Raw genomic sequence first — 1,185 nt, 5'->3', positions numbered from 1 at the left:
AAGAGCTATCGGGCTGGGGCTCCAAGTCGTGACAGCAGCGGGCCGGTCGTCCATTGCGGGTGAGGTCCTCGAGACGTAGTCCCCTCCTGCCGGAGCTGGCTCAGAGGGAAGGCCGCAGCCATAGCGATTCGTAACTCGGGGTTAGAGCGCCGGGCCCTCGAGTCGCCAGGCAACCCGGAGATGACTCTCACCGCACCAGATTCCGTGCGAATCGAGTGAGACCGCGCTCTCGGTGGCAGACGACATCACGATGGTCCGATGCGCGGCTGCCTCTGACGACTGTGACGAGGCGATGGCGAAGGGCATCCCCTGCAGGCCCACCCCAAGGGCTTTGCCGGCGGCCTCCTTGGCCGTCCAGATCTCAGTGGAGAGGCGCTCCTCCCCAACCTCGCCCAGAAGCTCCTGCCGCTCGTCGGGAGACCATGCCCAGCCAAGATCGGAGCACGCCTGCTGGGTCAGTCGTCGCTCGACATCGACGCCAATCGGAACATCCGCGACGACGACCACGGTGGTCGCCGGAGAGTGAGCGACTGAGAAGCATCGACGCTCATGACGAAGCGGAAAATGCCGTTCTGAGCTGCGGAAATACTTCCGAGCTGCGACCCCAAGCGCTTGCTCCACCAAGCGAGCGGCGATGTCCTCGCCCTCGACAGAGGGGGCCTGCCAGAGGCTGAGGGCCGGGGGTGATCTGCGACATATTACGAAAAATTCCTCGCCGCGACTTGATGCATGCACATGCACTAGTCTAGGTTGCTGCATGTACATCAATCAAAGCCCCGAGAGGCCAGTGCCTGGCACCCAGGAGAGCCCCCCTCTCGGATGAGACGAACAGGAAGGAGCAACCATGACCCTGACAGTGACACCTGCCAGCGCGGCGACACCTCGTCTCAAGTTGTCCGCGGGAACCATCGTCGAAGGCGAGGACAAGCGCGCCGACGACGTCGCCGGCCTCGAGTATGGGATCTACCGCGCGGCCAAGAACCGTCGGCTCGTCGATGAGTGCGTCGAGGTCCTCAACCGCGGAGGCGTGGCGGCACTGGTCCCGACCACAGCCACGGAGGCCTATCTGGAGTCGATTGCCGAGCAGGTAGAACAGTTCGCAAGGTCCCGGCCCCGGACAGAGGGCGCTGCAACCGGCGGGATCCTCGCCCTGCCTACCTCCGGCTCGACGGGCACCCCAAAACT

2 protein-coding genes are annotated in these 1,185 nt (G+C 64.5%); one reads left to right on the top strand and one right to left on the bottom strand.

Features of this window, described 5'->3' with window-relative positions; translation table 11 throughout:
• Window positions 1-141: 141 nt before the first annotated feature.
• Window positions 142-507, bottom strand: coding sequence for a 4'-phosphopantetheinyl transferase superfamily protein (locus Q9R22_RS13285; protein WP_165489793.1), 366 nt, complete (start codon window positions 505-507; stop codon window positions 142-144).
• 337 nt (window positions 508-844) lie between these two features.
• Between Q9R22_RS13285 and Q9R22_RS13280 the strand changes: the two genes are divergently transcribed.
• Window positions 845-1,185 (top strand): hypothetical protein (locus Q9R22_RS13280; protein ID WP_311254303.1); only part of this gene is annotated, 341 nt, incomplete at its 3' end.

Origin of the sequence: Kocuria sp. PD6, assembly GCF_031844145.1 — a bacterium.
GTDB lineage: Bacteria > Actinomycetota > Actinomycetes > Actinomycetales > Micrococcaceae > Kocuria > Kocuria marina.
Note: the sequence above shows the minus strand (reverse complement) of the source record. Positions and strands in the feature narration are given on the sequence as shown.